General features: G+C 73.1%; 14 protein-coding genes. 8 read left to right on the top strand and 6 right to left on the bottom strand.

The window, feature by feature from the left end:
* Positions 1-59 precede the first annotated feature (59 nt).
* From ABTX81_RS02570 to ABTX81_RS02545, 6 genes are all read left to right on the top strand, one after another.
* On the top strand, positions 60-1,031 hold the full coding sequence (locus ABTX81_RS02570) for a helix-turn-helix domain-containing protein (protein ID WP_350541090.1): 972 nt from the start codon (positions 60-62) through the stop codon (positions 1,029-1,031).
* Between the two features lie 109 nt (positions 1,032-1,140).
* On the top strand, positions 1,141-1,524 hold the full coding sequence (locus ABTX81_RS02565; RefSeq protein WP_350541089.1) for a VOC family protein: 384 nt from the start codon (positions 1,141-1,143) through the stop codon (positions 1,522-1,524).
* Positions 1,525-1,697: 173 nt separating this feature from the next.
* Positions 1,698-2,711, top strand: a complete 1,014-nt coding sequence (gene adhP, locus ABTX81_RS02560; protein WP_350541088.1) for an alcohol dehydrogenase AdhP — start codon at positions 1,698-1,700, stop codon at positions 2,709-2,711.
* A 343-nt stretch (positions 2,712-3,054) separates the two neighbouring features.
* Entirely contained in the window at positions 3,055-5,583 is a 2,529-nt protein-coding gene (locus tag ABTX81_RS02555) for a ricin-type beta-trefoil lectin domain protein (protein ID WP_350541087.1), read from the top strand.
* A gap of 189 nt (positions 5,584-5,772) precedes the next feature.
* Positions 5,773-6,438, top strand: coding sequence for a hypothetical protein (locus ABTX81_RS02550; RefSeq protein WP_350541086.1), 666 nt, complete (start codon positions 5,773-5,775; stop codon positions 6,436-6,438).
* Positions 6,419-7,294 carry an inositol monophosphatase family protein gene (locus ABTX81_RS02545; protein ID WP_350541085.1) on the top strand — a complete coding sequence of 292 codons (876 nt, stop codon included), beginning with the start codon at positions 6,419-6,421 and terminating at the stop codon, positions 7,292-7,294. The genes ABTX81_RS02550 and ABTX81_RS02545 overlap by 20 nt, the downstream gene beginning before the upstream one ends.
* Before the next feature lie 26 nt (positions 7,295-7,320).
* Here ABTX81_RS02545 and ABTX81_RS02540 read toward each other — a convergent pair whose 3' ends face one another.
* Positions 7,321-8,529, bottom strand: coding sequence for an ArsB/NhaD family transporter (locus ABTX81_RS02540; RefSeq protein ID WP_350541084.1), 1,209 nt, complete (start codon positions 8,527-8,529; stop codon positions 7,321-7,323).
* A 160-nt stretch (positions 8,530-8,689) separates the two neighbouring features.
* Here ABTX81_RS02540 and ABTX81_RS02535 point away from each other — a divergent pair, with 160 nt between their 5' ends.
* Positions 8,690-14,593: a WD40 domain-containing protein gene (locus ABTX81_RS02535; RefSeq protein WP_350541083.1), complete on the top strand. Its 5,904-nt coding sequence runs from the start codon at positions 8,690-8,692 to the stop codon at positions 14,591-14,593.
* 73 nt (positions 14,594-14,666) lie between these two features.
* On the opposite strand, the gene ABTX81_RS02530 is transcribed toward ABTX81_RS02535, so the two are convergent.
* The 3 genes from ABTX81_RS02530 to tsaD all read right to left on the bottom strand — a co-directional run bounded on the left by ABTX81_RS02530 (position 14,667) and on the right by tsaD (position 20,812).
* Positions 14,667-16,988: a M9 family metallopeptidase gene (locus ABTX81_RS02530; RefSeq protein WP_350541082.1), complete on the bottom strand. Its 2,322-nt coding sequence runs from the start codon at positions 16,986-16,988 to the stop codon at positions 14,667-14,669.
* A gap of 217 nt (positions 16,989-17,205) precedes the next feature.
* Positions 17,206-19,530, bottom strand: coding sequence for a M9 family metallopeptidase (locus tag ABTX81_RS02525; RefSeq protein ID WP_350541081.1), 2,325 nt, complete (start codon positions 19,528-19,530; stop codon positions 17,206-17,208).
* Positions 19,531-19,744: 214 nt separating this feature from the next.
* Complete coding sequence (gene tsaD / locus ABTX81_RS02520) at positions 19,745-20,812, bottom strand: tRNA (adenosine(37)-N6)-threonylcarbamoyltransferase complex transferase subunit TsaD (protein ID WP_350541080.1); 1,068 nt, start codon at positions 20,810-20,812, stop codon at positions 19,745-19,747.
* Positions 20,813-20,973: 161 nt separating this feature from the next.
* Here tsaD and ABTX81_RS02515 point away from each other — a divergent pair, with 161 nt between their 5' ends.
* Complete coding sequence (locus ABTX81_RS02515) at positions 20,974-21,576, top strand: superoxide dismutase (protein WP_350541079.1); 603 nt, start codon at positions 20,974-20,976, stop codon at positions 21,574-21,576.
* A gap of 144 nt (positions 21,577-21,720) precedes the next feature.
* On the opposite strand, the gene ABTX81_RS02510 is transcribed toward ABTX81_RS02515, so the two are convergent.
* Both ABTX81_RS02510 and ABTX81_RS02505 read right to left on the bottom strand, forming a co-directional pair.
* The gene (locus tag ABTX81_RS02510) at positions 21,721-22,962 is read right to left on the bottom strand and encodes a helix-turn-helix domain-containing protein (RefSeq protein WP_350541078.1); all 1,242 of its coding nucleotides are present in this window, start codon (positions 22,960-22,962) and stop codon (positions 21,721-21,723) included.
* Complete coding sequence (locus ABTX81_RS02505) at positions 22,959-23,285, bottom strand: putative quinol monooxygenase (protein ID WP_350541077.1); 327 nt, start codon at positions 23,283-23,285, stop codon at positions 22,959-22,961. Before ABTX81_RS02505 ends, ABTX81_RS02510 begins: the two co-directional genes overlap by 4 nt.
* Between the last annotated feature and the right edge of the window lie 261 nt (positions 23,286-23,546).

The following is a 23,546-nucleotide window of genomic DNA, read 5'->3' as shown; positions in this document are numbered from 1 at the left end:
CCGCAGCCTGGTCCTGCCAGGGCCAGGCTGCGGGGGCGCCGACCGGCCACAATGGCCGCATGCCCACCAGCCCCGCCCGCGTCGCCGGCACCGCCGGAAGCCTCGCCGAGTTCCTGCGGACCCGCCGCTCCCGGCTCCGCCCCGAGGACGTCGGCCTGCCGGACCTCGGCGGCCGCCGCCGGGTCGCCGGCCTGCGCCGCGAGGAACTCGCCCAACTCGCCGGCGTCAGCGTCGACTACTACACCCGGCTCGAACAGGGCCGGGTCGGCAACCCCTCGGACTCCGTGCTCGACGCGGTCGCCCGCGCGCTGCGCCTCGACCCCGAGGAGGCCGGCCACCTGCACCGCCTCGCCCGCACCCGCCCGGACCGCGGCCGCGCCGCCCGGGGCGCCGGAAGCCGGGGCGCCGGCCCGCAGAAGGTCCGCCCGACGATGGCCCGGCTGCTGGAGGCGATGCCCGACGTGCCGGCCGTGGTGATGGGGCGGCGGATGGACGTCCTGGCCTGGAACCGGGCCGCCGTCTCGCTCCTCGGGGACTACGGCGCGCTCGCCCCGGCCGAGCGCAACATCGCCCGGATCACCTATCTCGACCCGGCCTCGCGCACCCTCTACGACGACTGGGTCGGCTGCGCGCGCGAGAACGCCGCCTTCCTCCGGCTGGAGGCCGGCCGCCGCCCCGACGATCCCCGGCTCGCCGAGCTGATCGGCGAACTCTCGGTGCGCAGCCCGGAGTTCCGCCGGTGGTGGGCGGAGCACCCGGTGCGCGACAAGACCTCCGGGCGCAAGGTGTTCCACCACCCGCTGGTCGGCCGGATGGAACTCGTCTACGAGACGCTCCGCTCCGCCGACGACCCGGACCAGGCGCTGATCACCTACGCGCCCGACCCGGGCAGCCCGTCCGAGGACGCCCTGCGGATGCTGATCGCCTGGGACGCCGACCGGCCCGGCCCGGGCGACCCGGACGCCCCGGGCCGGCCGAGCACCCCGGCCCGCTCCGCCCGCGCCCGCGGGTCGGTTACCGACGGGCACTGACGCACCGCAAAGTACGGTCTTCTGTACGGGAGTTCACCCGCTTACGGTGATCCGGTACCTGTCGGAGACCCGGTGTTGGGCGGATCACGCCGGATGACTCGGAGCACCTATGGCCATCCTCAAGACCTACGCCCGGCTCTGGGCCGACGGCCTGGACCACTCGCTGCCGCTGCTGCGCACCCTCACCGGGGCCGAGCCGGACCTGCTGTTCCGCTTCCACGAGATCGAACTCGCCGCCATCGGCGACTTCCTGGTGATCGCCGGCCCGCCCTCCGAGCGGGCCAAGTACGCGCACGCCTCGGCGACCGTCGTGGTCTCCGACCTCGACGAGCTGAGCGAGGCCCTGGAGGCCGCGGGTGCCGTCGTCACCACCCCCGAGACCGCCGCGCCGACCGGCCGCTTCCTCTACGCCCGGCACGCCGACGGCGCGGAGGTCGAGTACGTCGAATGGGTGCCCGAACTGGTCCGCCGCATCGTGCACCGCGAGCCCTGAGCGCTGCCCCGGACCGCCGCGGCCCTTCCGGACCCGGGCCGCCCGGGACCATGGTCCCGGCGGGTTCACCCGTCCGGCCCTGGCGGTCCTCCCGGCCGTGGCGTGGGATGGAGGTGATCGGGGTCCCGGGAGGTCGGGAACGGCCCCGCCGGCACGAAGGGCAGGAGCAGAACATGAAGGCCGCCGTCGTCCACGACTTCACCCAGCCGCTCGTGATCGAGGAGCGCCCGGTGCCCGAGCCCGGCCCGCACCAGGTGCGGGTGCGGATCGAGGCCTCCGGTCTCTGCCACACCGACATCCACGCCGCGCGCGGCGACTGGCCGGTCAAGCCCAACCCGCCCTTCGTCCCCGGGCACGAGGGCGTCGGCATCGTCGAGGCGGCCGGCGCCGAGGTCCGGCACGTCCGGGTCGGCGAGCGGGTGGCCATCGCCTGGCTGGCCGACGCCTGCGGGCGCTGCGACCACTGCGTCTCCGGCTGGGAGACCCTCTGCACGCGGCAGCACAACAGCGGCTACTCCGTCGACGGCGCCTACGCCGAGTACGCCCTCGCCCACGGCGACTACGTCGTCCCGGTGCCCGACGCCATCGACCCGCTGGACGCGGCCCCGCTCTCCTGCGCCGGCGTCACCACCTACAAGGCCCTCAAGGTCTCCGGCGCCGGGCCCGGCACCCGCGTCCTGGTGTCCGGCATCGGCGGCCTCGGCCACCTCGCCCTCCAGTACGCCCGGATCGCCGGCGCCGAGACCATCGCCGTCGACGTCACCGACGACAAGCTCGCCCTGGCCCGCGAGCTCGGCGCCGACCACGTCCTGGACGCCCGGATCCACGACGTCGCGGCCGAGGTCCAGAAGCTCGGCGGCGCCCACGCCGCCATCGCCCTCGCGGTCAGCAACGCCTCCTTCCAGACCGCCTACGCCGCGCTGCGCCGCGGCGGCAGCCTGGTCCTGGTCGCCCTCCCCGCCGAGGGCAAGCTGGAGCTGCCCGTCTTCGACACCGTGCTGAACGGCACCAAGGTGATCGGCTCGATCGTCGGCACCCGGGAGGACCTCGCCGAGGTCTTCCAAATGCACGCCCTCGGCCGGACCCGGGTGATCCGCGAGACCCGCCGGCTCGACGACGTCAACGCCTGCTTCGACGAGGTGCTCGGCGGCAAGGTCTCCGCCCGCCTGGTCTTCGACATGCGCTGACCGCGCGCCAGCACGGCACGGACACGGCGCTCGGCCCCGACCGGAATCCTCCGGCCGGGGCCGGACGCGTTCCCGGAGACGATCGCGGGGAACGATCGTGGAAACGGATTGCCAGGGTCGTTCGCGCGCACTAACGTTCGACCGCGCACCGATTCGCCGGGGTGAGGTCCTGTCACCTGACGGGCGGTCGGAATGCGCATCCAATCGGACAATTCCCCCCTTGCCCGCCGGCCGCCCGCGCGTCGCACGGCGGTCAGCCCTGGGACGAGGGGGTTCCTGCTGCGAAGGCGAACTGACACCCATGCGTGAATCCCGTCCCCTCAGATGGCTGGGGGGTCCGCTGGTGAGAGGCCTGGCGCCGCTGTGCGCGGCCGGTCTCGTGCTGGCCGCTCCCGGCGCCGCGTTCGCGGACACCCGGACCACGACGACCGACTCCGTGCCGGCCATCCCCAGCGGGATGACCACCAGCCCCGCTCCCCAGAACCCCGACGGCAACGCCTGCGGCGGCGGCACGCCCGGGTGGATCGGCCGGACGACGACACTGCAGGACGGCACGTCCAACGTCCTGCTGTCCGCCGTCGCTCCCGCGCAGCCCGGCTCCCTGTTCACGGTCGGGTTCCACCTGTGGGACACCACGGCCGGCGAAAGCGCCGACGCCACCGGCGGGGCCTGGCCGACCAGCCAGCCCATCGGTCCCGGCAACACCGGCCAGGCCTACGTCGGCCGCGCGCTGGCGGACGGCCACCAGTACGGCTGGAACGCCCGGACGACCGCCGGGGGCGTGAACAGCCCCGCGACGGCGAACTGCGCCTTCAACGTCGACCTCACCGCGCCGACGCTCGCGTCCATCGCGCCCTCCACGGTGTTCCCGCCGACGGGCAGCGGTGCCAAGCCCACCGGCCATGCCGGGGACCGCGGCGTCACCGTCCGCGTCACCAGCAAGGAGCAGGCCCCGGCCGGCTGCGCGCCCGGCAGCGGCTGCCTGGCCGGCGGCGTCCGCGAGTTCCAGTACGCGCTCGACGACACCGGCTCGCCCACCGGCACCGGACGCGCCCCGGCCGTCCTCGGGGCCGACGGCACCGCGTACGCCGACATCCCGATCAGCGTCGGCGCCGCCAACTGGGGAAGCCACCGGCTGAACGTGCGCGCGGTCGACGCGGCCGGCAACTCCGAGCCGCAGTGGGCCACCTACGACTACTACGTCCCCGCCCGGCCGGCCACCGCGCCCGTCGCGGGTGACGTCGACTTCGACGGCGTCCCCGACGCCCTGGTCCCGGCCGCCGACGGTTCGCTGACCCTGGTCCGCGGCGGCACCGGCACGCCCCGGCCCGAGACCGCCTCCACGGCGGGCCGCAGCCCCCGGAACGACAGCTGGAACAACTACCTGGTGGCCCACCGCGGTGCGGTCATGGGCAGCGGCGACTCGCTGTTCGCGTACAACAAGAGCACCAAGCAGCTCTTCGTCTACGTGAACGACGCGAACGAGGTCTCGAACGGTGTCGACGGCCACTTCACCGGGCTCTCCGTCCAGGTGGGCGAAAGCAGCGCCTGCGACAGGGGCATCGACGGCACCTGGGGCCACATCACCCAGATGACGGCCGTCCAGCGCGGAACCGGGGGCACCGGTCTCGTCACCGTCGAGCAGGGCCACCTGCGCTACTACCCCTCCAGCAACATCTGCTTCATCGGCGGCGGCGTCGAGCTCGGTGCCGCCGGAGACGACTGGAGCGGCTTCACCCTGATGTCCCCGGGTGAGGTCAACGGCGCGCCGACGCTCTGGGTGCGCGACTCCGTGACCGGGGCCGTCACCGCGCTGACCCTGCCGCTGGACGCCGCGGGCAAGCCCGTGAGCGGCTTCACGCCCCTGGCGGCGCCGGCCCACAAGCCCCTGGTGTGGGGCGTGAAGTCCGCCGACGGCAAGGACCTCTGCGCCGACATCGACCACGGCTGGACCGGCAACGGCACCGCCGCCCTGCTGTGGACCTGCGCCGACCAGGGCGGCAGCCCCAATCAGCAGGTCACCTTCGGCACCGACGGCTCGCTGCACGTCCTCGGCAAGTGCCTCGACGTCACCGGCGGAGCCACCGCGAACGGCTCACCCGTCAACCTGTGGGACTGCAACGGCAGCCCGGCCCAGCAGTGGGTCATGGGCCCCCACCCGCACACGCTGAAGAACCCGAACGCCGCTAAGTGCCTCGACGCCGACATGAGCGTCGGGCAGGGCGCCCGCCTGGTGATCACGGACTGCGGCAAGACGGCGAGCGAGGAGTGGACGTACCCCGCCGCCCGGTCCGTGCTCCCGCTCGGGCTCGCCGCGGGCGTCTTCCCCACCGTGGACTCGCCCGGTGACATGAACGCCGACGGCTACCCCGACCTGGTCGCCACCGTCTTCGACGGCCGCCTGGTCCGCTTCGCGGGCACCGCCCCGTCGGGCACCCAGCCCCGGTTCGCCGCACCGCAGGAGATCGTGGAGCAGAAGCCCGGCCACAACGTCGCCTCCGCCTACAACCCGGGCCGCTGCCTGGACAACTACGGCGCGTCCGCCGGTGGCAGCCTGCGCTTCCACGACTGCTGGAACGGCCCGAACCAGAAGTTCGCCTTCGCCCCCGACGGCACCCTGCAGACCGGCGGCCGCTGCGTGACCGTCCAGGGCGACCAGACCACCTGGGGTACGCCGGTGGTCATCGCGGACTGCCAGGCCGGCGGCGGCCAGACCTGGACCTACCGCGCCGACGGCACGATCCACAACCCCGCCTCGAACGCCTGCCTGGAGCTGCCCGGCTGGAACGACGCCAACGGCACCCCGCTGGGCATCTGGGGCTGCAACGGCAACGCCAACCAGCGGTGGACGCTTTCCGCCAACACCGCCTGACCCGCTCCCCGCAACGAGACCGCGGGCCCGCGACGCTTCGTGCGTCGCGGGCCCGCGGTGCGTTCCCGGGACGGGCGATGCCGACGGCGGACCGAAACGGCAACGGGAAACCGCCGCCCGGGACGTCAATCGGCTGGCCGTCAACTTCTCCCCGGTCCTAGCATGTTGGACGGGGAGCAAGGGGGAGCGATGAGCAACGACCTGTTCACGACGCTCGACCGGGCCGCCGGCCGCACCGTCGCCGAGCCCGGACTGGACACGCTGGTGGGGGGACTGCTGGCCCAAGTGGCGAGCGGCACCCGGGTGGTGCGCGCGGTGGCCCACCCGCTCGGCTTCTACTGCCTGCCGGTCCTGCGCGACGGCGCCCTCGGCGTCTGCGTGCACGTCTTCGACCCGGTGACCGCCGCCGGGCAGCGCGAGATCCACTGCCACAGCTGGGAGTTGAAGAGCAGCGTGCTCTACGGCCGGATCGGCAACCTGCGGATCGGGGTGCATGACGAGCCCGAACGGCCGACCCACCGCGCCTACGAGGTGCACAGCGACGCCGCCGCAGGGGTGGACGAGGTCCGCCCCACCGCGCGACTGGTGCGCTGGGAGGCGCTGGCCGAGGAGACCAGCGGGCGCGGCGAGACCTACACCCTGCGGGCGGGGGAGTTCCACGCCACGGTGCTGCCGGACGGCACGCCCACCGCCACCGTCGTGCTCGGCCGCACCGTCCCGGGGCCGGTGGACGTGGTGCTGGGGCCGGTGGACGGCGCCGCCCGCCGGGTGGTGCGGCGGCTCTGCGACGCGGACCGGACGGCCCGGATCGCGCAGGAGGCGGCCAGGAGGATCGGTGGACACCTGGACGGCTGACCCCGGCGACGGGGCGGGGGAGTTCGCGCGGGAGTGCCGGGTCGCGGTGCGCGCCGCCGAGGACGCGGGCGCCCTGCTGCGCTCGCGCTTCCACGGCGCCTTCCGGGTGGACGCCAAGGGCGCGGACGGCGACGTGGTCACCGAGCTCGACCTGCTGGCGGAGGAGCTGGTCACCCGCCGGCTGGCCGAGCGCTTCCCCGCCGACCGGATCCGCGCCGAGGAGGGCGGCGAGCGCGCGGGCCCGCCCGGCGCCCGGCGGACCTGGCTGGTCGACCCGCTGGACGGCAGCAACAACGTGGCCATCGGCCTGCCCGCCTACGTGGTCGGCATCGCGCTCTGCGTGGACGACGAGCCGGTGCTCGGCGTGGTGCACGACCCGGTGGCCGGCCGGACCTGGCGCGCGGTGCGCGGCGCCGGCGCGTACGGCCCGACCGGGCGGCTGCGGGCCCCCACCGGCCCGCCCGGCGCCGCCCGACCGGTGCTCGGCTGGACCCAGGGCCACGGCGTACCGGCCGGCGACCCGGTGGCGCGCGCCCTCAAGGACGGCCTGGAGAGCGGCGCGCGCCGGGTCCTCCAGCTGTGGGCGCCGCTGCTCACCTGGTCGCTGCTGGCCTGCGGGCTGATCGACGGCTTCGTCGGCTACCGCGCGGAGGAGATCGACCTGCCGGCCGGCCTCCTGCTCGCCACCGAGGCCGGTCTGGAGGTCCGCACCCTGGACGGTGGCCCCTTCGACGCCCGGATCGGCCGGCCGGACACCGCCCGCAGCTACGTCGCCGCCCGCCCCGAGGTCCTCCCGGCCCTGCTCGCCCTGCTGGCGGAGTCCACCGGCCCGGCCGGGTCCGGGTTGGCCCCCTGATTGCTCCACATCCGGCCGTTCGCCGGTCACGCGCCGGCGGTCAGGGCCAGGGCGGCCGTCGCGAGGGCGACGGCGCCGAGGGCCAGGACCGTGCTGGTCGCGGCGACGCCGCGCAGGGGGACGCGCAGGCCCGCGGAGCGGCAGCGTTCGTACCAGAGGAGGGTGGCGAGGGAGGCCCAGGGGGTGATCAGGGGACCGACGTTGGTGCCGATCAGCAGGGCCAGGAGCTGGGTGTGGTTGCCCTCCGGGACGGCGGCCTCGCCGGCCAGGTACACGGGGAGGTTGTTCAGCAGGTTGGACAGGCCCGCGCCGACCGCCGAGGCCCGGAACAGGCCGAGGGTGCCGCCGTCGGCGCCGATCGCGTCGGCGAGCAGCCGGTGCAGCCCGTGCGCGTCCACGGTCTGCACCACCAGGAACATGCCGGGCACCATCACCAGCAGCCGCCACGGCACCAGCGAGGCCCGCAGCGCCTCCGGGCGGCGCGCCGCGAAGGCCGCCACCACGACGGCCGCCGCCGCGCCCGAGGCCGCCCAGAGCGGGACCACCGCCGCCAGGCTGGCGGCCAGGAAGCCGGCGCAGGCCAGCGCGCAGATCCGGAACAGCACCCGGTCCCCGGGCCGGTGCGCCTCGGGCGGCGCGTACGTCGCCGCGCCGCGCCGTCCGCGCCGCCAGTAGAAGCCCCACAGGCAGGCCATGGTGACCAGCAGCGCCGCCAGCTGCGGCGCCCACATGGCGCGGGCCAGGCCCGCGGGGGAGAGCGCCACCCGGTCGGCGGCCAGCAGATTGGTGAGGTTGGAGACCGGCAGCAGCAGGCTCGCCGTGTTGGCCAGCCAGACCGTGGTCATCGCCAGCGGGAGCGGGGCGATGCCCACCCGGCTGGCCAGCGCCAGCATGACCGGGGTGAGCAGCACGGCGGTGGTGTCCAGGTTGAGCACCGTCGTGGTGAGCGCGGCGAAGCCGACGCAGAGCAGGAACAGCGCCGGATAGCTGCCCCGCCCGGCCCGCGCCACCCAGGCCGCCACCACGTCGAAGACACCGGCGGCGCTGGTCAGCTCGGCGAGCACGATGACCGAGCCGAGGAAGGCCAGCAGCGGGGCGATCCGGTGGACGGCCGCTCCGGCGGAGTCCGTCGGCAGGAGCCCGGTGGCGAGGAGGAGCAGGCCGATGGCGAGGAGTCCCCCGGCGAGCAGGTCCAGGGGATGCAGCCGCTTCACGGCGGGCCAGTACGCGAACACGGACGTCAGGGTCGCATACGAGACGTTGCCGGTCGAGGCCGCTGGTCGCACGGAAGGCCGCAGTCCGCTCCCGCGTTCGACGGGTCGCGATCGAAAACCACCCGGATCCATTGCGGTGAAACAGGGTTGAGCCTCTCCGGATCGGTCATAAGCTCCTCCCATGGGGGCTCTTGACGCGACCCCGGGTGGCCCCGGGCCGATCGACTTCTTCATCAGCTACTCGCCGGCCGACGAACGCTGGGCGTCCTGGATCGCCTGGACCCTGGAGGAAGCCGGCTACCGGGCCTTCCTCCAGGCCTGGGACTTCGTGCCCGGAACCAACTTCGTCGACTTCATGGACCGCGGCGTGACCGAGTCCGCCGCCGTCATCGCGCTGCTCTCGCGCAACTACGAGCGCTCGCGCTACGGCCGGATGGAATGGCAGGCCGCGCTGCGCGCCGACCCGGACGCGCCGGAGCGACGGCTGGTGACCGTCCGGATCGAGGACATCCCGGTGGACGGCCTGCTCGCCACCCTCACCTACATCGATCTCGTCGGCGTCACCGAGCCCGCCCGTGCCCGCGAACTGCTGCTCACCCGGGTCGCCCAGGCGATGGACGGCCGGGCCCGCCCCGACCTCGTCCCCGGCTACCCCGGCAACGGCGCCGCCGCCGGCCCCGCGACCGGCACCGCCGGCTCCGGCGGCCCGCTCCAGGATCGCAGCCCGGTCCCCGCCCCGCGCCAGGTCGGCGGCACCGGCCGGGCCGGACGCCGCCGCCCCACCGTCCAGCCCGAGTACCCGCAGGCCGCCGGCCGCCCCGGCGGACGCGAGGCCGTCACCGTCCTGCACCTGGCCGGACCCGCCTTCGGAAGCGGCCACGACCCCGTCCACCTGCAGGCCGCCATCTGGGGCGACCTCGTCGAACTCGCCGACGCCGGCGCCCCCGCGCCCGAACTCGTCGTCGTCACCGGCGACCTCACCGCCACCGGCAGCCCCCGCGAGTGCGAACAGGCGCTCTCCTTCCTCACCGGCATCCGCGCCCTGCTCGGCCTCGAACCCCACCGGGTCGCCCTGCTGCCCGGCGGCCAGGACGTCAACCAGGCCGCCTCCCGCGCCTACTTCGCCACCTGCGAGGCCGACGAACTGCGCCCCGCCCCGCCGTACTGGCCCAAGTGGCGGCACTACGCCCGGCTGTTCCAGGAGTTCTACCAGGGCCTCGACGTCGTCTTCGACAGCGCCCAGCCCTGGACCCTCTTCCCGGTCCCCGAACTCGGCACCGTCGTCGCCGCCCTCAACTCCTCCATGGCCTGGACCCACCGTCCCGAGGACCGCTACGGCTGGCTCGGCCCCGAACAGGCCGCCTGGTTCGCCCAGGCCCTGCGGCCCTACGAGAACGACGGCTGGCTGCGGATCGGCGCCGTGCGCCACCCCGTCACCCCGGGCTCCGGCGCGCGCTCCGCCAACATCGCCCCCGCCCGCGCCGCCCACGCAAGCGGCGCCGAACCGCTGCGCGACGCCGATCGCTTCACCCGGCTCACCGCACCCCGCCTCCACCTGCTGCTGCACGGCCCGGACGACGGCCGCACCGCCCAGCGCACCCTCACCACCGCCGCCGGCGACCTGCCCGTGCTCGGCGCCACCGCCCCCGGCGCCCACCAACTGCTCCGACTCACCCGCGAAGGCCTCACCCGCTGGCCCGCCCCCACCGGCGAACGCCAGCGGCTCACCGTGCCCTGGCGCCGCGCCGAGCGCGCCTTCCCCGCCCCCGAACCGGCCCCGCACGCCGGCCCCCCGCAACTGGAGGAGGTCCGCGAACCCGCCGACACCGACCACGAGACCCGCGCCCTCGCCACCCCCGAGGACGCCCTGCTCGCCCGCGTCGCCGAAGTCTGCCGCACCCGCCACCCCGGCGCCCAGATCCGCCCCGTCGCCGGCACCGCCACCCAGCTCTTCGTCACCTGGGCCGAATCCGGACTCGTCCGCCAGCAGCGCGTCGCCGCCTGCGTCGGCACCCCCACCGAGGAAGAGGTCGAACGCTTCGCCGAATCGGTGCACGCCGACGGCACCGCCCTCGACGCCGAACTCGTCCACGACGGCCCGCCGCCCACCCGCGAACTGCGCGACCGGGCCCGCCGCCGCGGCGTACGGCTGCGCAGCTTCCTCGAATTCCAGGGCCTGATCGACCTGCGCGGCCACGTCGCCGCCCAGACCGAACGGCTCGCCACCGACAGCCAGTACCACCCCGACCTCTACCTGCCCCAGCGCTACCGCGACGCCGAACGCCCCGCCGCCGACGAACGCGACGGCCTGGTCGACGAACTGCTGCGGCTGCTCGACTCCGACCACGGCCGCTTCGTCCTGCTGCTCGGCGACTTCGGCCGCGGCAAGACCTTCGCCCTGCGCGAGCTCGCCCGCCGGCTGCCCGCCGAACTCCCGCACCTGGCCCCCCTGTACATCGAACTCAGCGCACTCGACAAAGCGCACTCGCTGGACGGCCTGGTCGCCGCCCACCTCACCGAACACGGCATCGACACCCTCGACCTGCGGGCCTTCCGCTACATGCTCCGCCAAGGCCGCGTCGTCCTGCTCTTCGACGGCTTCGACGAACTCGTCAACCGGGTCAGCTACGAACGCGCCGCCGACCACCTCCAGGTCCTCCTCGACGCCGCCGTCGACAACGCCAAGATCGTCGTCACCAGCCGCACCCAGCACTTCAGCTCCCACGAACAGGTCCTCACCGCACTCGGCGAACGCGTCGGCCTGCTCCCGCAACGCCGCCTCATCGCCGTCCAGGACTTCACCCCCCACCAGATCCGCGGCTACCTCGGCAACCGCTACGGCGACCAGGAGGCCGCCGCCCGCCGGATGCGCCTGCTCGAAGGCATCCCCGACCTCCTCGCCCTGTGCCGCAACCCCCGCCTGCTCAGCTTCGTCGCCGACCTCGACCACGACCGGCTGCGCGCCGTCGCCGGCGCCGGCCGCGCCCTCAGCGCCGCCGGCCTCTACCAGGAGGTCTTCACCGCCTGGCTCCGCTTCGAGGAACAACGCGGCCACGGCGGCCCCGGTGCCGCCCCCGGCCTCTACCTCGACCAGCTCTGGCAGGCCGTCACCATGCTCGCGCTGCGCCTGTGGGAGAGCGGGCGCAGCTCCATCCCGCTGGACGAGATCGTCGACATCGCCGGCGTGCTCAGCGGCCTGGCCGAGAACCGCATGCCCACCCCGCAGGTCGCCCACGCCGTCGGCTCCGGCAGCCTGCTGGTCCGCTCCGACGAAGGCATGTTCCAGTTCATCCACGGCTCCGTCGTCGAATGGCTGGTCGCCCGCGCCGCCGCCGAGGCACTGGAACGCGGCGACACCGCCCTGCTCGCCCGCGGCCCGCTGAGCCGCCTCGCCGTCGAGTTCCTCTGCGACCTCGCCGACCACCAGGTCTGCCAGAACTGGGCCCGCTCCGTCCTCGACGCCGCCGAGACCACCTCCGAGACGGTCAGGCTCAACGCCGTCAAGGTCCTCGACCGGCTCCGCGTCCCCGCCCACACCGACCTGCGCGGCGCCACCCTCGCCGGCGAGGACCTCTCGCACCGCGACCTGTCCGGCGTCGACCTCTTCGGCGCCGACCTGCGCGGAGCCCGGCTGCTCGGCGCCAACCTCGCCGGCGCCGACCTGCGCGGCGCCCGCCTCGCCGGCGCCCGCCTCGACTCCGCCGACCTCGGCGGCGCCGACCTGCGCTTCGCCGACCTGCACGGCGCCCGGCTGATCCGCACCGACCTGCGCGGCGCCAAACTCCGCGGCAGCCACTGGCAGCGCGCCGCCCTGATCTCCGCCGTCACCGACGACCAGGTCCTCGCCGCCCCCGAACTGCGCGCCGCCGCCATCGCCCCCGGACTGCCCGTCGAAGCCGGCTTCAGCCCCTCCGAGGTCGGCGTCCCCTACGGCTTCGACGTCCGCTCCACCCGGCTGCCCGAACCGGTCGCCTTCAGCCGCGACGGCCACCTGCTCGCCGTCGGCTCCGAGGACGGCAGCGTCCTGGTCTGCGACGCCGTCAGCGGCGTCGCCCTGCGCACCCTCAAGGACCACATCGGCCGCGTCTACGTCGTCAAGTTCGCCGACGACATCCTCGCCACCGGCAGCGCCGACGGCACCGTCCGGCTCTGGGACCCCGTCTCCGGCGAATGCCGCCACCGCCTCGACGTCCACCCCGGCGGCGTCTGGCCGGTCTCCCTCTCCCGCGACGGCCGGATGGTCGCCACCGGCGACCTCAACGGCGTCGTCACCCTCTGGGACACCGCCACCGGCGAGCCCCTGCACCGCCTGCCCGGCCACGCCGCACCCGTCTACACCGCCGTCTTCAACCCCGACGGCACCGTGATCGTCACCGGCGACCAGGGCGGCGGCGCCCGCCTGTGGTCCACCGTCAACGGCCGCCGCCTCGCCGTCCTGCCCGGCCACCGCGGCACCGTCTACCGCTCCGCCTTCAGCCCGGACGGCACCCTCGTCGCCACCGCCGACGGCGGACCCGACGACGGCACCGGTGGCACCGTACGGATCTGGGAAGTCGCCGGCCGCCGGCTGCGCCACAGCATGCCCGGCCACGCCGGCCGGATCTACACCCTCGCCTTCCACCCCGACGGCGACCTGCTCGCCAGCGGCGACACCGAAGGCCAGATCCGCTTCTGGAACCCCCTCGACGGCACCTCCGCCGGCCGGGCCGAGGACTCCACCGGCAAGATCTACCAGGTCACCTTCGACGAGAACGGCACCCGGTTCGCCGCCAGCGACAGCGACGGCGGAGTCCGGGTCTGGCGGGTCGGCGCCGCCGAGGGCGCGGGCACCGTCGGGGCGGCCGGCGTCCGCGAGGTGGTACCGCTGCGCCGCCAGCCCCCCGAGCACCGCGGCTCCGTCTGGGCCTGCCGGTTCCGGCCCGGCTCGGGCCGCGGTGGCGCCGAGAGCGACCCGCTGCTCGTCACCGGCGGCAACGACGGCCGGGTCCGGCTCTGGGACCCGGCCAGCGGCCGCAGCCGCCAACTGCTGCGCGGCCACGGCCGGCGGATCAACTCCCTCACCTTCAGCGGCGACGGCACCCTGCTCGCGGCCGGCGGCAACGACGGCGCCATCCGGATCTGGGACCCGGCCACCGGCCGCCGTGTACGCGAACTCTCCGGCCGCAGCAGCCGGCTGGTCTCCGCCGTCTTCAGCCCGGAGGAGGCCGTGCTGGCCACCGCCACCAACGACGGCGACCTGTGCCTGTGGAACGCCCGCACCGGCGAGTACCTGCGCGAGATGGACGTCGAGACCGAGCACGTCTGGGCGGAGGCGTTCAGCGCCGACGGCTCCCTGGTCGCCACCGCCAACGACGACGACACCGTGCGCATCTGGTACCGCCGTACCGGCGCCCACCTCACCACGCTGCGCGAGCACCGCGGCCGGGTCCGCTCCATCGCCTTCAGCCCGGACGGGCGGCAGCTGCTCACCGGCTGCGACGACACCAAGGTGCGGATCTCCGACATCGCGACCGGGCGGGTCGAGGCCGAACTCGGCGGCCACACCGACCGGGTGTACGCCGTCGCGCCCTCCCGGGACAGCACCTGGCTGGCCAGCGTCTCCTGGGACGGCACCGCGCTGATCTGGGCCGACCGCGCCGTCCGCCACCGCCTCACCGGCCACGTCGGCCGGCTCTGGAGTGCCGCCGCCCACCCGCACCGCGCGCTGCTCGCCACCGCCGGCGACGACCGGGTGGTCCGGATCTGGGACCCGCTCAGCGGCGCCGAACTGGCCGGACTGCGCGGCCACACCGGCCGGATCCTGGCCGTCACCTTCAGCCCGGACGGCTCGCTGCTGGCCAGCGGCGGCGAGGACGGCACCGTCCGCCTCTGGCGGGTTCCCGCCGACGGCCGCCCCACCGCCCTCGCCACCCTCCTCGGCGCCCCCGACGGCTGGGCCGCCCTGCTCCCCTCCGGCGCCTACAAGTGCGAGGGCGACGTGGCCGGCGAGTTCTGGCACGCCGTCGGGATGTGCCGCTTCGAGCCCGGCGAGCTGGACGGCCACCTGCCCGGCGTCCACCGCCTCTCCCCGGACGAGGAGTTGTAGGGACGGCGCGGGGCCCCGCCGTTCGCACACCGGCGGGGCCCCCTGGTCCTGGGTACTGCCTACGGCCTACTGCCTACTGGTACTGGGCGGTGAGGGTGACGCCCGCGAAGTCCTGCTGGGCGGCGAGGCTGAAGAAGGCCCAGCCGGCGGGCGGGTTGGTGATGGTCAGGGTCTCGCCGTTGCCGGCGTTGGTGGACTTGGCCTGGTAGTTGGTGGTGGTGGCCCAGTTGGTGCCGTAGTAGAGGTCGGCGTTGCCGGTGCCGCCGCTGCTGGTGATGGTCAGCGTCTTGACGCCGGCCGGCAGGTTGATGAAGTGGTAGCTGTAGTTGCCGGCGGTGGCGGCCAGGTTGTCACGGCGGCAGTTGTTGTCGAACTGGCGGGTGTCCGGGTTGGTGCAGACCGGGGTGGTCGGGTCGACCGGGCCGGTCGGCGCCTCCGGGAGCGGGCCGCAGTCGTTGGTGGCGCACTTGGTCAGCCAGGCGTCGAAGCCGGCGTCGTAGCGGGTGCCGATGGTCTGCTTCAGGAAGGTGCGGGCGCCGTTCCAGTCGGCGGCGCGGTACTTGGCGAGCACGGTGTCGATGTCGGCGCGGTGCTCCTGGAGCATGTAGCGCACGGCCAGCCAGCCCCACTGGTAGACACGGGCCGAGTTGATGTCAGCGCTCGCGGTCTCGTCGTAGGTGGTGTCGAACAGCTGGCTGAGCTTGTACGTCTTCTCGCGGGCCGCGGCGATCGCCTTGTCGTTGCGCTCGCCCCGGTAGCCGGCGGAGATGTTCTCCGCGATGCCCTCGACCCACCAGATGGTCGGGGTGGTCTGGCTGGCCTCGAAGTCGCCGCCCATGTTGTAGCGGCCGTCGAGGTAGTGGGTGTACTCGTGGTTGAGGTTCCAGACGTCGAAGTCCGGCTGCAGCCAGGACGCCTCGTGGGCGATGAAGCGGGCCTGGTTGCCGGGCTTGGTCGGGTCGCCCTCCTCGTACATGCCGCCGTTGTCGACGTCGATGTCGTAGAAGGCCCAGGCGTACCAGCCGTACTCGTCGCTGTTGTCGAAGACGGCCACCTCCAGGTTGGTGTTCACGTCCCCGGGGATGGCGCCCTTGTCACCGATGATCTTGTGGAAGTAGGCATCCTGCTTGGTCAGGCTCTCGCAGGTGGCGTCCAGCTGGCCCGGGGACATGTCCTGCGCCCGGATCTTCAGGTCCGGGGAGCACACGCGCTGCGTCGGCAGGATCACCGGCAGGAGGCGGGTGGCCAGGTCGCAGATGTCGTAGGTGGCGCAGTTGCCCTTGTCGAACTCGCGGGTGGCCCAGCCCAGGCCCATGGTGAGCGCGGCGGTCGGGCCGGTGTTCGGGTAGCGGTGGATCAGGTCCTTGAGCACCGGCTTGGTGCGGTCCTTGAACTCGGGGATGCCGAGGAAGTACCCGAGGTGGCGGCCGACGCTGCTGACGACGTCCCAGCGGTTCAGCTGGCGGTCGTTGCGGTTGATGAAGCCGAGCCAGGTGTCGAAGGCGCTGGGGTCGGCCTTGAGGGCGGCCTTCCATCCCGAGGCGTCGGTCTTGGACTCGAAGGCGTCCTGGACGACCCAGTCGAGCTGGCCGACGCTGTTGACCATCGGCTTGGGCCAGCTGCTCTTGTAGTTGTCCAGCAGCCACTTGACCTGGCCGAGGTACCGGCCGGCCGAGTGCGACTGTCCGACCACCTTGAGGATCTCGGCGAGGAGCTCGCCGTTGGCGTTGGTGACGTCCTTGCTGTGCGCCTCGGCGAAGTAGACGTCCAGCGCGCCGACGGCCGCCTGGTCGACCGCCGGGCCGTAGGCGCCGAGGGCGGCCGGGTACTGCTCCTTCTTGTAGTAACCGGCGCGCAGGTACGCCACCAGCTGGCCGACGGAGGTGCTGTTGTCGCCGGGGTAGTTGGCGGCGGTGTCGCGCAGCGCGTTGGCGACGGTCACCATCTTGGACTCGTTGAACGCCACCGCGGAGGTGTCGGCGTTCAGGTCGAAGAGCTTCCAGGCGCAGTCCGGCCGCGGCAGGTTCTTGAGCTCCTGGACCAACGCGCTGCCCGTGGCGTTGATCACGGCGGAGAGGTCCGGCGGACAGGGGTCCGAGGGGGAGGCCGCGACGAGGCCCTTGGCCGCGGCACCGGCCTCGGGGGCCGGGGCGTTCTGCTGGGCGGTCTGGGCGCTGGAGTCCTGAGCGGGGGCGCGGTAGGGGTCGTAGCCCCTGGAGTCGGGCGACTTCGGGAACGGAATGCCCTGCGGGGCGGTGGCGGACCCGGCGTCGACGGGCACCACGGTGCCGGCCGGGGTGGCCTGGCTCGGCGGCGTTAACAGGCCGAGCGCGATGAAGAAGGCGGCGCCGAGTGCGGGCACTCTGAGCGCGTTGGCCTTGGAGATCCGGATCATCTGTGGGGGCCTCCGGGGCAGTTGGGCCTCGCGTGGGGCGCGAGGCGGTCTTGTGTGACATGTAAAATGGCACATGTCGCATCGCGCTGGAAGGGGTTGGACGGGATTGCCGTCCGCTGAAACCGAAACGTTGTCAGCTCGCGGACCGGGCCGGTCCCGAATGGTGCGAAAAGGGCCCCGCCGGTTACCCGGCGGGGCCCTTCGTGTACGGAGTCCGTTACTGGTACTGCACGGAGAGGGTGGCTCCGGTGAAGCTCTGCTGGGCGGCGAGGCTGAAGTAGACCCAGCCCGACGGCGGGTTGGTGATGGTCAGGGTCTCGCCGTTGCCGGCGTTGGTGGACTTGGCCTGGTAGCTGCCGGTGGTGGCCCAGTTGGTGCCGTAGTAGAGGTCGGCGTTGCCGGTGCCGCCGCTGCTGGTGATGGTCAGCGTCTTGACGCCGGCCGGCAGGTTGATGAAGTGGTAGCTGTAGTTGCCGGTGGTGGCGGCCAGGTTGTCACGGCGGCAGTTGTTGTCGAACTGACGGGTGTCCGGGTTGGTGCAGACCGGGATGGTCGGGGTGACCGGGCCGGTCGGCGCCTCCGGGAGCGGGCCGCAGTCGTTGGTGGCGCACTTGGTCAGCCAGGCGTCGAAGCCGGCGTCGTAGCGGGTGCCGATGTCCTGCTTCAGGATGGCGCGGGCGCCGTTCCAGTCGCCGGCGCGGTACTTGGTGAGGACGGCGTCGATGTCGGCGCGGTGCTCCTGAAGCATGTAGCGCACGGCCAGCCAGCCCCAGCGGTAGACGCGGTTGGAGTTCTCGTCGGGGTCGGCGGTCTGGCCGTAGACGGTGTCGAACAGCTCGCTGAGCTTGTAGGTCTTCTTGCCGGCCTCGTTGATCGCGTCGGCGTTGCGCTCGCCCCGGTAGCCGTACGAGATGTTCTCGGCGATGCCCTCGACCCACCAGATGGTCGGGGTGCTCTGGCTGGCCTCGAAGTCGCCGCCCATGTTGTAGCGGCCGTCGAGGTAGTGGGTGTACTCGTGGTTCAGGTTCCAGATCGAGAACGACGGCCGCAGCCAGGACGCCTCGTGGGCGATGAAGCGGGCCTGGTTGCCGGGCACCGCCGGGTTGCCCTCCTCGTACATGCCGCCGTTGTCGACGTCGATGTCGTAGAAGGCCCAGGCGTACAGCGAGTACTGGTCGTAGTCGTCGAAGGCGACGACCTCCAGGTTGGTGTTCACGTCGCCGGGGATGGCGCCCTTGTCACCGATGATCTTGTGGAAGTAGGCGTCCTGGTTGATCAGGCTGGTGCAGGTGGAGTCCAGCTGGCCCGGGGACATGTCCTGGGCCTTGATCTTCAGGCCGTCGTTGCAGACGCGCTGGATCGGCAGGATCACCGGCATCAGGCGGGTGCTCAGATCGCAGATGCCGTAGTCCGCGCAGTGGCCCTTGTCGAACTGGCGGGTGGCCCAGCCCAGGTTCATGGTGATCGGGGCGGTGGGGCCGACGTTCGGGTAGCGGTTGATCAGGTCCTTCAGGGCCGGCCGCAGCGTGGTCCTGAGCTCCGGCACCTCCAGGGCGTAGCCGAGGTAGCGGCCGATGTTGCTGACGACGTCCCAGCGGTTCAGCTGCGAGTCGTTGCGGGTGATGAAGCCGGACCAGGTGTTGAGGAGGGAGGGGTCGGCCTTGAGGGCGGCCTTCCAGCCCGCGGCGTCGGTCTTGGACTCGTAGGCGTCCTTGAGGACCCAGTCGAACTCCGAGACGGTGGCGGTCATCTGGGCGGGCCAGGTGTTGCCGTTGTAGTTGGCGAGGAACCACTTGAACACGCCGGCGTTGCGGCCGAGCGTGTCGCTCTGGCCGATCACCTTGACGACCTCGACGAGGAGCGCGCCGTTGGCGTCGGTGATGTCCTTGCCGTGCGCGGAGGCGAAGAAGGCGTCCAGCGCGGCGCCGGTCGCGGAGTTCACCGCGGAGCCGTAGGCGCCGACGAGGGCCGGGTACTTCCACTGCACGTAGTAGCCGGCGCGCAGGAACAGGACCAGCTGCCCGATGTTGGTGCTGTTGTCGCCCGGGTAGGAGGAGGAGGCGTCGCGCAGCGCGTTGGCGACGGTCACCATGTTGGCCTCGCGGAAGGCCTTCACGCTGTCCCCGGTGAGGTTGAACAGCGGGTAGGTGCAGTCGACCCGCGGCAGCGCCTTGAGCTGCTGGACCAGCGCGCTGCCCGTGGCGTTGAGCACTCCGGAGAGGTCGGGGCACGGGTCGGCGGCGGCGGCCGAGAAGCCCTTGGCGGCCGTGGCCGGCTGGGTGGCGGGGGCGGCCGGCGGGGCCACCTCCTCGGTGCTGTCCTGGGCCGAGAGCTTGAAGGGGCTGGTGCTCTTGGCGTCGGGCGACTTGGGCACCGGGATCGACCGCGGCGTCGACGAGGCGGCGCTGGTGCCGGCCGGGGCCGCGGCACCGACGGGGGCGGCCTGGCTCTGCGGGGCGAGCAGGCCGAGGGAGATGAAGAAGGCGGCGCCGAGCGCAGGGAGCCTGCGCGCGTTGGCCGTCGATATCCAGGAGGGACGCATCTGTGGGGGCCTCCGGGGCCGTTCGGGCCGCGATATGGGGGACGCGGCCTCTCGATGTGTGACATGTAAAATGGCACAGGTCACAGTGCGCTGGGAAGATCAATGAGCGAGGAATTCTCCGCCGCAACCGAAACGTTGTCAGGAGCCCGTCGATTGGGGCTTTTGTGCCGATATGGACGGGTGGCCACTCTGTCGCAGGCCGTCGCAGGCCGCCTCAGGCCGCCCGGACGGCCGCGCGCGGGGTGAGCGCCGCGAACTCCAGCGGCGCCGACGGGTCCACCGACAGGTCCGCCGGGGCCGGCGCGGCGCCCGCCCGCACCAGCAGGTCGCCGACGGCCGCGACCATCGCCCCGTTGTCCGTGCACAGCCGCAGCGGCGGCACCCGCAGCGCGATCCCGGCCGAGGCGCAGCGCCGCTCCGCCAGCTCCCGCACCCGCGAGTTGGCGGCCACCCCGCCGACCACCACCAGCGTCCCGATCCCGTGGTCCAGGCAGGCCCTGACGGCCTTGCGGGTCAGCGTGTCGGCGATCGCCTCCTGGAGCGCGGCGGCCGCGTCCGGGACGTGTGGCTCGGAGCCTGCCGCGCGCCGCGCCTCCACCCAGCGGGCGGCGGCGGTCTTCAGGCCGGAGAAGGAGAAGGCGTACGGGGGGTCGGCCGGCCCGCTCAGGGGGCGCGGGAAGCGCACCGCGCGCCGGTCGCCCTCGCGCGCGGCCCGGTCGATCGCCGGCCCGCCCGGGTAGGGCAGGCGCAGGATCCGGGCGACCTTGTCGAAGCACTCGCCGGCCGCGTCGTCCAGCGTGTCGCCGAGGTGGACGATCGGATCGCGGGCGAGGTCGCGCACCAGGAGCAGTGAGGTGTGCCCGCCGGAGACGATGAGGACCACGCAGGGGTCCGGCAGCGGCCCGCCGTCGAGCGTCGCGGCGGCCACGTGCCCGGCCAGGTGGTGCACGCCGTAGAGCGGGACGCCGAGGGAGAAGGCGTACGCCTTGGCCGCCGCCACGCCGATCTGGAGCGCTCCGGCCAGGCCCGGACCGGTCGTCACCGCGACGGCGCCGACATCGGCGAGGGTGAGTCCGGCGCGGTCCAGCGCCTCGTCGACCACCGGCGCCATGGCGTGCAGGTGCGCGCGGGCGGCGATCTCCGGCACCACCCCGCCGTAGCGGGCGTGCTCGTCCATCGACGAGGCCACCGCCTGTCCGAGCAGCACGCCGCCCCGCACCAGGCCCGCGCCGGTCTCGTCGCAGGACGACTCGATGCCCAGCACCACCGGCGTGTCGGTCATGGTCACTCACCCTAGTCGGCACTTACACAGGTCGTCGACCATTGTGCCCGACACGACGTGAGGAATACGCAGGAGCCCCTTGTTCGTTCTTGCAACTGATACGCAATAGTGTTGACCCGGCACGATCGTCACTTGAACTCGCCGAAAGGGGCCGTGTCCTGATGGGCACCTACTCGCTTCCCGACCTGCCGTACGACTACTCCGCGCTGGAGCGCGCGATGTCCGCGGAAATCCTGGAGCTGCACCACTCCAAGCACCACGCCGCGTACGTCAAGGGCGCCAACGACACCCTGGAGCAGCTGGCCGAGGCGCGTGACAAGGAGCAGTTCGGCGGTCTGGTCGGTCTCCAGAAGACCTTCGCCTTCCACCTCTCCGGCCACGTGCTGCACTCGCTGTTCTGGCAGAACCTCTCCCCGGAGGGCGGCGACCGCCCCGAGGGCGAGCTGGCCGACGCCATCACCGAGCACTTCGGCAGCTTCGAGGCCTTCAAGAAGCAGCTGACCAACGCCACCACCGGCGTGCAGGGCTCCGGCTGGGGCATCCTCTCCTGGGAGCCGCTGGGCGGGCGCCTGATCGTCGAGCAGGTCTACGACCACCACGGCAACGTCGGCCAGGGCACCACCCCGCTGCTGGCCTTCGACGCCTGGGAGCACGCCTACTACCTGCAGTACAAGAACGTCCGCCCCGACTACGTCACCCGCCTGTGGGACGTCGTCAACTGGCAGGACGTCTCGGCCCGCTTCGCGGACGCCAAGAGCGCCTGACCCCTGTTGCAGGGTGAAGCGCCCACACACACCTGACCCAGGGCAGGGCAGGTAGCGAAGGGCCCCGGCCGGTGCGCACCGGCCGGGGCCCTCCGTGTCGGGGGAGGTCCGGGTCGTGCGAACGACTCCGGGCCCGAACCTCTGTCACCCCGTGGCGTTGGCGCGCTTGGCGAGCTTCACCAGTTCCGGTGGCGCGTTCCGGCCCGCGAGGAGCACGAGTTCACGGATCGCCGACCGCGCCGCCAGGTGGCTCCGGACACTCTCCGGTGCCAGCTCCTCGGCCTGGAGGAGGCAGTCGACGGCCTCCCCGAGGTGCCGCCTCTGCGCATGGGCCCTTCCGAGGTCGATCAGAAGTCGCGACCTCCGCTCGGGCGAGAGCCGACTCGCATCGATCCGCTGCCCCAGGTCCAGCGCCTCGCCCGCGTCGCCGAGGTCGATCGCCGCCGACACCGCCTGGATCTCGACGTTCGTGGGGCCGAACTCCAGATTGAAGTCGTTGCGGTCCTCGCCGAGTTGTGCCGCGACCTCTCGCGCGTCGGCGAGTGCCTTGCGGGCCTGCTCGCGTTGGCCGGCGCGGGCGGCGGCCAACGCGAGGACCAAGTGGAGCGAGCCGAGCACGGAGAGAGCTTCCGGCGAGGGTGGTCCGGCCACCGAGAGGTAGCTCCGAAGGGCCGTCGCGCCCTTGCCGGCCGCGTGTTCCGCCTGGTCCAGCCGCTGAAGCCGGACAAAGGCGTGGGCCAAGCGGTAGGTGCCCGCGAAGACGTGCAGAGGCTCGCCGGACTGCTCCGCGGCCCTGATCGCCCGATCGGCGGCCACCCAGGCCGCATCGGCCTCGTCCTGGCGGACGAATGCCGCCGCGACCGCCTGATACGCCTGGCTGAGGAGGAGCTGGAGCCCCGGCCGCTGCTCCGGGGCAGCGGTCCGCACGGCGCCTTCGAGCCGCGACAGGGTGTCGGCGACGGCTGTGCCGAGCTCTGCGAATCGGGCGCTGTGCGTCAGGTGCCAGAGCTCCGCCACGGCGGCGGCCAGCTCGGTCGCGTCGGGTACGGCTACGGCGGGGTGCTCGTCGAGCACGGCATCGAGTGCGGGATGCCCTGAGAGTGTGAGCCGGACCCGGTCGAGGTCGTTGACCTGATCCGAAGGCGCCGACGCGGATCGGGAGGGCGGCGGGGCATCCGGCCGCAGCGTCTGGACGGAGACTCCCAGGCCGTCCGCGAGCAACTGGAGTACGTCGAGACGTACGACCGGCTGGATGCCGCGCTCGACCTGCGACACCCAGCTGGCGGTCCGGCCGACGGCTGCGGCGAGCTGATCCTGCCGCATGCCACGCGCCTTGCGGAGCTGGGCCACCCGGGCACCGAACGCTCGCCGCTCCTCGGGGCTCACCGGTCGCCCCTGTCGGCGGCCGGCCCCTTGCCGTCGATCTCGTCCAGAAACGTGACCTCGAAGGATTCGAGGTACTGGCCGCGCTCGGCCAGGAAGCGGCGGACGTGAGGCTGCCGCTCATGCTCCTCGAACGCTTCGCGATCCGCGTACAGCTCGTAGAAGACCCGGACGTGCGGCTCGTCCGGTACGGCGTGATTGACGTAGACGAGAGTGCCGGGCTCCTCGGCGCGGATCCCTTCGAGTGCTTCCCGCGCCAGTTCGTCGAAGGCGTGAGCGGCCGTCACATCATGGGCGACGAAGCGTACAACAAGGCCGAACCCCATGTTCTCCCCTTCCTGGATTGGTCGAGTCTTGCATGACGTTCAGTGTTGCCACCGTGGCCGAGCGCCACGAAGGCTCCCTTTGCTGTCGTCGACCGGCAGTGCTGTCCATCTGTCGTGGTGGAGGATCGATGGGATCGAACGTGACGGTCAGCCCGCTCAGCAGTGCCCGGTTTCCGGTTCCGTTGGAATGGGGGATGCCGCCGGGGCCGGAGGCGGTGCCGGGGGCGCGGTGGCTGGTGGGGGTGCTGTGTCGTGACCGTG

This window comes from Kitasatospora sp. NPDC097605, from assembly GCF_040302725.1.
GTDB lineage: Bacteria > Actinomycetota > Actinomycetes > Streptomycetales > Streptomycetaceae > Kitasatospora.
The sequence above is the reverse complement of the archived record's forward strand: the minus strand, read 5'-3'. Positions and strand labels throughout refer to the sequence as shown.

What these genes read in the sequence shown, in the direction of transcription:
- ABTX81_RS02570 (WP_350541090.1), top strand. Translation starts at nt 60, where the DNA reads ATGCCCACCAGCCCCGCCCGCGTCGCCGGCACCGCCGGAAGCCTCGCC.
- ABTX81_RS02565 (WP_350541089.1), top strand. Translation starts at nt 1,141, where the DNA reads ATGGCCATCCTCAAGACCTACGCCCGGCTCTGGGCCGACGGCCTGGAC.
- adhP (WP_350541088.1), top strand. Translation starts at nt 1,698, where the DNA reads ATGAAGGCCGCCGTCGTCCACGACTTCACCCAGCCGCTCGTGATCGAG.
- ABTX81_RS02550 (WP_350541086.1), top strand. Translation starts at nt 5,773, where the DNA reads ATGAGCAACGACCTGTTCACGACGCTCGACCGGGCCGCCGGCCGCACC.
- ABTX81_RS02535 (WP_350541083.1), top strand. Translation starts at nt 8,690, where the DNA reads ATGGGGGCTCTTGACGCGACCCCGGGTGGCCCCGGGCCGATCGACTTC.
- ABTX81_RS02530 (WP_350541082.1), bottom strand. Translation starts at nt 16,988, where the DNA reads ATGATCCGGATCTCCAAGGCCAACGCGCTCAGAGTGCCCGCACTCGGC.
- ABTX81_RS02525 (WP_350541081.1), bottom strand. Translation starts at nt 19,530, where the DNA reads ATGCGTCCCTCCTGGATATCGACGGCCAACGCGCGCAGGCTCCCTGCG.
- tsaD (WP_350541080.1), bottom strand. Translation starts at nt 20,812, where the DNA reads ATGACCGACACGCCGGTGGTGCTGGGCATCGAGTCGTCCTGCGACGAG.
- ABTX81_RS02515 (WP_350541079.1), top strand. Translation starts at nt 20,974, where the DNA reads ATGGGCACCTACTCGCTTCCCGACCTGCCGTACGACTACTCCGCGCTG.
- ABTX81_RS02505 (WP_350541077.1), bottom strand. Translation starts at nt 23,285, where the DNA reads ATGGGGTTCGGCCTTGTTGTACGCTTCGTCGCCCATGATGTGACGGCC.